Annotated in this window: 5 protein-coding genes and 1 rRNA gene; 4 read left to right on the top strand and 2 right to left on the bottom strand. The window is 36.6% G+C overall.

Features of this window, described 5'->3' with window-relative positions:
• A 16S ribosomal RNA gene (locus HCX49_RS14710) occupies window positions 1–320 on the bottom strand; the annotation flags it as partial.
• Between the two features lie 1,320 nt (window positions 321–1,640).
• Here HCX49_RS14710 and HCX49_RS14705 point away from each other — a divergent pair.
• The 4 genes from HCX49_RS14705 (at window position 1,641) to HCX49_RS14690 (ending at window position 4,449) form a co-directional block, all read left to right on the top strand.
• The gene (locus HCX49_RS14705) at window positions 1,641–2,471 is read left to right on the top strand and encodes a helix-turn-helix domain-containing protein (protein ID WP_206368492.1); all 831 of its coding nucleotides are present in this window, start codon (window positions 1,641–1,643) and stop codon (window positions 2,469–2,471) included.
• Between the two features lie 107 nt (window positions 2,472–2,578).
• Window positions 2,579–3,463, top strand: a complete 885-nt coding sequence (gene ygiD / locus HCX49_RS14700) for a 4,5-DOPA dioxygenase extradiol (RefSeq protein ID WP_168127486.1) — start codon at window positions 2,579–2,581, stop codon at window positions 3,461–3,463.
• Window positions 3,464–3,567: 104 nt separating this feature from the next.
• Window positions 3,568–3,855, top strand: coding sequence for a SelT/SelW/SelH family protein (locus tag HCX49_RS14695; RefSeq protein ID WP_168127485.1), 288 nt, complete (start codon window positions 3,568–3,570; stop codon window positions 3,853–3,855).
• A 132-nt stretch (window positions 3,856–3,987) separates the two neighbouring features.
• On the top strand, window positions 3,988–4,449 hold the full coding sequence (locus tag HCX49_RS14690) for a copper resistance protein NlpE (protein ID WP_168127484.1): 462 nt from the start codon (window positions 3,988–3,990) through the stop codon (window positions 4,447–4,449).
• 79 nt (window positions 4,450–4,528) lie between these two features.
• Here the strand turns inward: HCX49_RS14690 and HCX49_RS14685 are convergent, their stop codons facing one another.
• Complete coding sequence (locus HCX49_RS14685) at window positions 4,529–7,384, bottom strand: M16 family metallopeptidase (RefSeq protein ID WP_168127483.1); 2,856 nt, start codon at window positions 7,382–7,384, stop codon at window positions 4,529–4,531.
• Window positions 7,385–7,455: the final 71 nt, after the last annotated feature.

Genomic DNA, 7,455 nt, shown 5'->3' with positions numbered 1-7,455 from the left:
TGTGGGGGATTCTCCTCTCAGAGCCCCTAGACATCGTAGCCTTGGTGAGCCGTTACCTCTCCAACTAGCTAATGTCACGCGAGCCCATCCATATCCTATAAATATTTGATCAAAAACCGATGCCGGTAAATGATGTTATGCGGTGTTAATCTCTCTTTCGAGAGGCTATCCCCCTGATATGGGTAGGTTGCTCACGCGTTACGCACCCGTGCGCCACTCTCATCAGTTCGTAGCAAGCTACTCCCTGAATCCCGTCCGACTTGCATGTATTAGGCCTGCCGCTAGCGTTCATCCTGAGCCAGGATCAAACTCTCCATTGTAAAATGAAGTGTAAGATCAAGACTATTTATAATAAATAGAATTGTCTTGTATTTTAATTTCTAATTCTAAAATTGAACAGGTTGATTTTTTTAACTTTCGTTGTTTCTCAACACTACTCGTTACGTTACATGATTATATTTTTAAAGAACTTCTCTCGCTTCCGCATCTCGCTTCGGCCTGTATGATGTCGGCATTGCGCCGTTATCGATCTTAATTCTGTTTCCCTTCGTTTCCGTTGGGACTGCAAAGGTAGAAATCTTTTTGGTTTCTCCAAAATAAATGTGAAAATTTATTTTTTTTGTTTTCCTGCTGTTTCTGCGTTTAACCTGAATTAAACCCTTCTTTTTTCAGTGCCTCACCTTTCGGATCAGCCGTTCCTCCCTTGCGGAGTGGTGCAAAGATAGCGACTTTTTATAATCACTTCCTAATCTTTTCCGGAAATAGTTTGCCGTGAACCGGTAAATAGCTTATAACCTGACCGATAAATTTACCTATGGCCTATTACAGGACCTGAGAAACGGACAATCCTGGCTTTAAACTATAAAAAAGGGGTAGCGGGCGGATTGTTCGTCCTGGGCCGTCTTTTATGGATGCAGTATGCTTTTACGGAATAGCCAAGTGGAAATTATATCTTTTTCAGTACAGCGGAATCATCGACACTATTACTATTACTATTACTATTACTATTACTATTACTGATAAGGTGATCCATGTCTCCTCATGTTTTCCGCAGGGCCGACATCTTTACTTTATACTATATTACTATATACTACAAAAGGGGTCCAGAGAAGTCGGGGTGTTTTACTATAGCCAGCTCCCCTCCGTACAGATACTCCGGAATAAGGCATATTATAACCTGATCCGGAACTGACAGGGAACTGATTATTATTTAAGATGGGATTTATATAGAGATTACTGAGGGTTTATAGGGGGTTTCTAGGGGTTTACCTCTAGAAACCCCCTATAAACCCCCTCTTATCCCCCTGTTATACCTCCATTATATGCGAACAAGATTCCTACTTGCTTATAATATGGTATCACCCTGCTAACAACAGCAGTTTTCTCCAGATTCAATTGGTTTAAAGAGCTGCTTTATCATTATACTGACGAACACAAATCCAATCCCTATTATTAGGTCCAATTGCTGTAAGCACCTCGCCCATCTCTTGCTTACTATAAAGCTGATTTTTCACATACTCACTATCATGGTATTGAAGACCACTATGCCTAATACACAAAAGTGAAATAAACCGATATATAACAAAGGTTTTGCATTTTTTTTATAACTTTAAAATCAACAAGAAATCAAAAAAGTTTTGATGGAAATTTTCAAAATATATCAAGTCGATGTAGCTGAAGCAAACCGCATCGCCCAAAGCGAAAATAATGTTCATCACCATGATTTCGAAGAGTTAATTATTGGTATTGAAGGAGAATTAGAACATTTTATTGATTTTAAATCCGAAACTTATGCAGCACCATTTATAAGTTTTGTTACCAAAGGAAAAACACATCGCGTAAAACCTAAGCTAAAAGCAAGAAAATGTCTATTTTGGGTATTGCGATTCAAAAGTGAATTTATTGCCGAAACGACTTTTCAACTGTACAATCATTTTCATGACCAAGCTACATTTAGGATCACTCCATCCGCTTGTTTTCAAAGAATAGTTCATATAGCTCAAATGATAGCCGATGAAATGCACGAAACACAAAGTGATTTGGGTATCGTCCGACAATTATTAAGCACCTTATTTACGATGATCGAATCCGAATATCGGAAACAGTTTCCAGAAGGCCTACCCTATTCATCGACTTCTAGTACAACATTTAAAAACTTTTTAACCATATTAGAAGAAAATTATCGTCGCCCAGAATCCGTAAATTTTTATGCGGAAAAACTCTTTATGAGTGCACGTGGTCTTAATATAATCTGTCATCAAATATTACAGCAAAGTGTTTCCGAAATTATTGAAACCAGAAAATTGATAGAAGCTAAAAATTTGTTGATGAATACCGATAAAACAATTTCGGAAATTGGATTTGAATTAGGATACAGTGATAAAGCCTACTTTACAAATGTTTTTAAGCGAAAGTCGGGGCAGACGCCTACAGAATTTAGGACTGATATAAAAGCGATCATTTCCAAATAGTACAACATTATTACCAAAAAACAATACCTATCCTCCTATTATACTTCCGATATTTGTTTAACTATTAAAAAGCTGTCAACAATAATATATCATCAGGAGTTAATAGCATGAATCGAAAAAAATTTATAACCGCTATGGCTGTATTACCTTTAACAGGAGCTGCTTTAAAAGTAAACTCCTTACGCAACTTATCTAAAAATTTTGAAGCAACCGAGAAGTTTCCCGTGTTATTTTTGGGACATGGAAGTCCTATGAATGCGATCGAAGAAAATGAATTTGTGGACGGATTCCGAAATATCGGTAAGACTTTTCAAAAACCAAAAGCAATATTAGTTATTTCAGCGCACTGGGAAACGCGTGGTACATTCGTTACTGCAATGGATAATCCTCCGACAATTCATGATTTTGGCGGATTTCCTCAAGCATTATTTGATGTACAGTATCCAGCTCCCGGAAGCCCTGAACTTGCACAGGAAACAAAAAGAATCATCACAAAAACTGATGTATTATTGGATGATAAATGGGGTCTTGACCACGGGGCATGGTCTGTTGTCAAGCATCTATACCCAGATGCTGAGGTTCCGGTTATTCAAATGAGTATCGATTATACGCAACCTGCGTCTTACCATTATGAATTAGCACAGGAATTAGCTTCCTTACGTCATAAAGGTGTATTGATAATAGGCAGTGGCAATATGGTCCACAACCTACGTATGGTAGCCTGGGATAAATTAAATGAGGCGGGATTTGCATGGGACTGGGCTCAGGAAGCAAAAGAAAAAATGAAAAATTACATTTTAGATGGTAATCACAAAGCTTTGATCGACTTCCGGAATCAGGGAAAAGCATTTGATTTAGCTATTCCGACACCGGAACATTATCTTCCCATGATCTACAGCCTGGCACTAAAAGATAGACAAGATGATTTACTGCTGTTTAACGACAACTCTATAGGAGGATCTCTTGCCATGACTTCATTCAAAATTGGCTGACAAACACGACAATTATCCGTATTGCTGCACAGTAAATAGTAATAGTACAGTTTAAGAATATAAAAATAAATCCCTTATATTCGCCATATAAGCTATATAGAAAGATGGATATATCAAAACCTACAATTTCAGTTGAATACTGTCCGAAATGTAACTGGATGTTACGCGCTGCCTATATGGCGCAAGAAATTTTAAGTACTTTTACAGAAGATATTCATGGTGTCTTACTGATACCGAGTGAAATACCGGGTAAATACTCCATTTCAATCGATCATCAACCCATATTTGACCGTAAAGAAATGGGAAGGTTTCCTGAAATAAAGGAATTAAAACAGTTGATAAGAGATCACATTAACCCGGATAAAGATTTAGGTCACTCTGAAAAGAAATAGTTATATTTTGCATTTTTAAGTATATTACAAAAACTATAAACGAACAGTATTGTTTTAGCTCTTAAAACAATACAAAAATTGCAAAAGTACATACATTAACACATCACGTTTTTAGAAATAAAACATATTATAATGAAAAAAATCTTCATAGGCTTATTCGTAATTACTGCTTCATTTACATCTTGCCAAAATTCAACACCAACAAAAGAAAAAAAAGCACAAGACAGCAGTACAGTTGCTACTAAACAAGATACGGCATTTCACGATGAGCATAATACACAAAACTCTGTTGATTGGGCTGGAACCTACGAAGGAACTCTTCCATGTGCAGACTGTTCGGGCATTCATGTTATCTTAACCTTAAATATGGATGGAACTTTTGAAAAATCAGAACAGTATCTTGAAAAAGGTGGACCTTTTAAAGAAACTGGTACGTTCACATGGACTCCAGACGGCGGCTCGATTATTTTAAAGGAGAAAGATGGCGAAAGCAAATATAAAGTCGGTGAAGGTATGATGAAGAAATTAGATATGGAAGGTAAAGAAATTAAAGGAGAATTAGAAGAATTCTATAACTTCAAAAAGATAAAATAGATGCTGATCATCAGCGTCATATGACATAAAAAAAGCTCCTGAATAGTATTCAGGAGCTTTCTTTTTTAGACTTTAAGATCTATTTTGCATCTGGTAACAAAATAAATTCAAACATGCGGTCTTCTTTTAAATATTTATCAGCGACAGCTTTTACACTTTCTACAGACACTTTACTCAGGTCATCTAATTTTCTCAAGATTTCCGTTACATCCTCTTGATTTTGATAAGATCCTGATAGATAGCTAACCCAAAATCCATTCTCTTTAAGCTGTAGCTCTAATTGACGCTTTTGTTCAATAACAAATTTATCAATATCCTCTTTTACAGGTCCACTTTTCTTAATTTTAGAGACTTCATCTACAGCAGATTTTATCAGCACATCCACTTTATCCGGAGCCGTGCCAAAGCCGATACCAAAACTATAGCGTTGACGTGGCAACTTGCCGTAATTAGCAGAAGCGCCCACACTGTAAACCCCGCTTTCGGCTTCACGAAGACGTTCTAATAATTTAATGGTCAAGATACTTTCTAAGGCTTCCATATTGATATTTTCGCTCTCCGAATAAGTATAATCACCATAATAAGCTAATTGTACAGAAGCTTTATCCTCTTTCCCTTTATGAACAACAACACGTTTTCCTTGAGCTGGTTCTACTATACCTAAATCTTTATAAGATTCTTTACGTCCAAGATTCGGCAAGGCCGCTAAGTAATTTTCTAAATAAGGTTTAATTTCTTCTTCAGTAAAAGAACCTACGATGGTAAAGGTGAAGTCCGAAGCATCAGCAAATCGCTCTTTATAAATTTGAAAAGCTCGATCTTTGTCAATCGTTTTCACTAAATCGGCAGTTGCATTTTTTCTGCGGATATTATCCCCATAAAGCGTTTCTTTCACTTTATCGGAGAAAACATTTGACGGATCACTATCTCTATTTTCTAAACTTCCTACAGAACGGGCGATGATACTTTGGTAAACATCCTGATCCAGACGAGGTTCAGTAAAATAGCCATAAATCAATTCAAAAGCATTTTTTAAACCTTCTTTGTCCGAACTTCCATAGATTCCTTCATATCTTTCTGAAATATACGGTGTGATCCCGATATTTTTACCTGTGAGATACTTTTGCAATTCAACATTATTCAATTGACCAACACCACTCGCATCCACTAGACCCGCAGCATTACTCGCTGAATAATAATCTGCATCTGGATATAAGGAAGAACCACCTGGACTAAAAGCTGAGATACGTATTTCATCATTCTTGAAATTGGTAGGTTTCAAGATCACTTTGACACCATTGCTTAAAGTCAATTCTTTTACATTGATCTCTTTTAATTCCTTATTGGAAACAACAGATCCTTTAACAGGTTCCTTCGATAATAATGGCAATTTGGAAACCTTATCCTCATAAGCTGTTAAGTTCTGAGACTCCACTTCCTTTATCCAATTATTGACTGTTTGTTCAGCAGGTAAAGTAGCTTTATCTTTCTCCGGCCCCATGATGATGATATCACGGTTCAGATCTGTATAATATTTTGAAATCAGTGCATTTACTTCTTTCAAGGTCAATGTTGGTAATAGCTGTTTTGTTATTTTATAACTATCATCGTTACTTAATGCGGCATCATCTTTTAAGAAGTTATTCAAATAACGACCTACATAACTATCCGATTTTTTCTTGCTCTTTTCTATATAAGCAGTCTCATTACCTTTATTCATTGAAATGATGGCTCTATCTAATTCAGACTGTGTAAATCCAAATTTTTGGATGCGCTCAAATTCTGTCATCATCTTTTTAAATCCTACTTCCAATTGGTTTGGTTTAGGAACTACCATCAACGAAAACACATCTAATCCGGCAATGAAACCAGATATACTGCCTCCAGCTTGCATAAAAGGAGCATCTGCCTGTTGCATGATTTCAGAAAAACGATCGGCAACGATCGAGTTAAATGCCGAAATCAGTAACTGTTTGCGATAATCTTTTACGGTTACTGTTTTCTCTTCTTTACTTTTGATCATAATCTGAGCAACTGTATAAGGAAGTTCAGGATCTGTAATGGCAATAAATTGATTTTTATTCAATAAATCAACATTATACTTGGTACGTTCCAGCTTTTTAGCAGGAGCTTTTAAATCCGAAAATAAGGCTTTAACTCGAGCTTCCATATCTTTCACGTCGATATCACCAACAATGATGATAGACTGTAAGTCCGGTCTGTACCAGTCTTGATGAAATTTCCGGATCGTCTCCGGTTTGAAAGTTGTAATAATTTTTTCTGTTCCGATCGGTAAACGTTTAGAATAGCGAGATCCATTTAAAACAATTGGAAAATATTGATCCTGCAAACGTTGACCTACACCACGTCCGCCACGCATTTCCTGCATCACAATACCGCGTTCTTTATCAATCTCATCATCAGCAAGCAATGCATCTTGTGCCCAGTCGCGCATCACCTGTAAACCATTTTTCAACAGTTCAGGATCATCAGATGGAATGGGCAACTGATAAACCGTTTCATCAAATCCGGTATAAGCATTCAAATCGGAGCCAAAACGAACACCAGCTTTTTGTAGGTAATTGACCAACTCGTTTTTAGGAAAGTGTTTTAGACCATTAAAGTTCATGTGTTCTAAAAAGTGAGCCAAGCCTAATTGGTCATCTGTTTCTAATATAGAACCTACTTTGTTTGCTAAATACATCGTAACCCTTTTTTCTGGTTCTACATTCCGACGGATGTAGTAAGTGAAACCATTTTTAAGTTTACCTGTAAGCACCTCATTGTCAAAAGGAAGTTTTTGATTCCAACTAACGGTGTCTTGTGCTAAAATTGCTCTCGCTTCAGCACGAAGTGATGTTGCCGCAGTACTAGGGGCTGTACAATAAAGAGTTGGCAACAAAAATGTTAATGCAATTGGTTTAATAAATCTCATGTTTTTGATTTACCTTAAGTTTTTAATTTAGTTGTTTTATAAAATTAATGTTCGAAAGTACAATTAATCTA

Source organism: Sphingobacterium sp. B16(2022) (assembly GCF_012030425.1).
GTDB lineage: Bacteria > Bacteroidota > Bacteroidia > Sphingobacteriales > Sphingobacteriaceae > Sphingobacterium > Sphingobacterium anhuiense.
The sequence above is the reverse complement of the archived record's forward strand: the minus strand, read 5'-3'. Positions and strand labels throughout refer to the sequence as shown.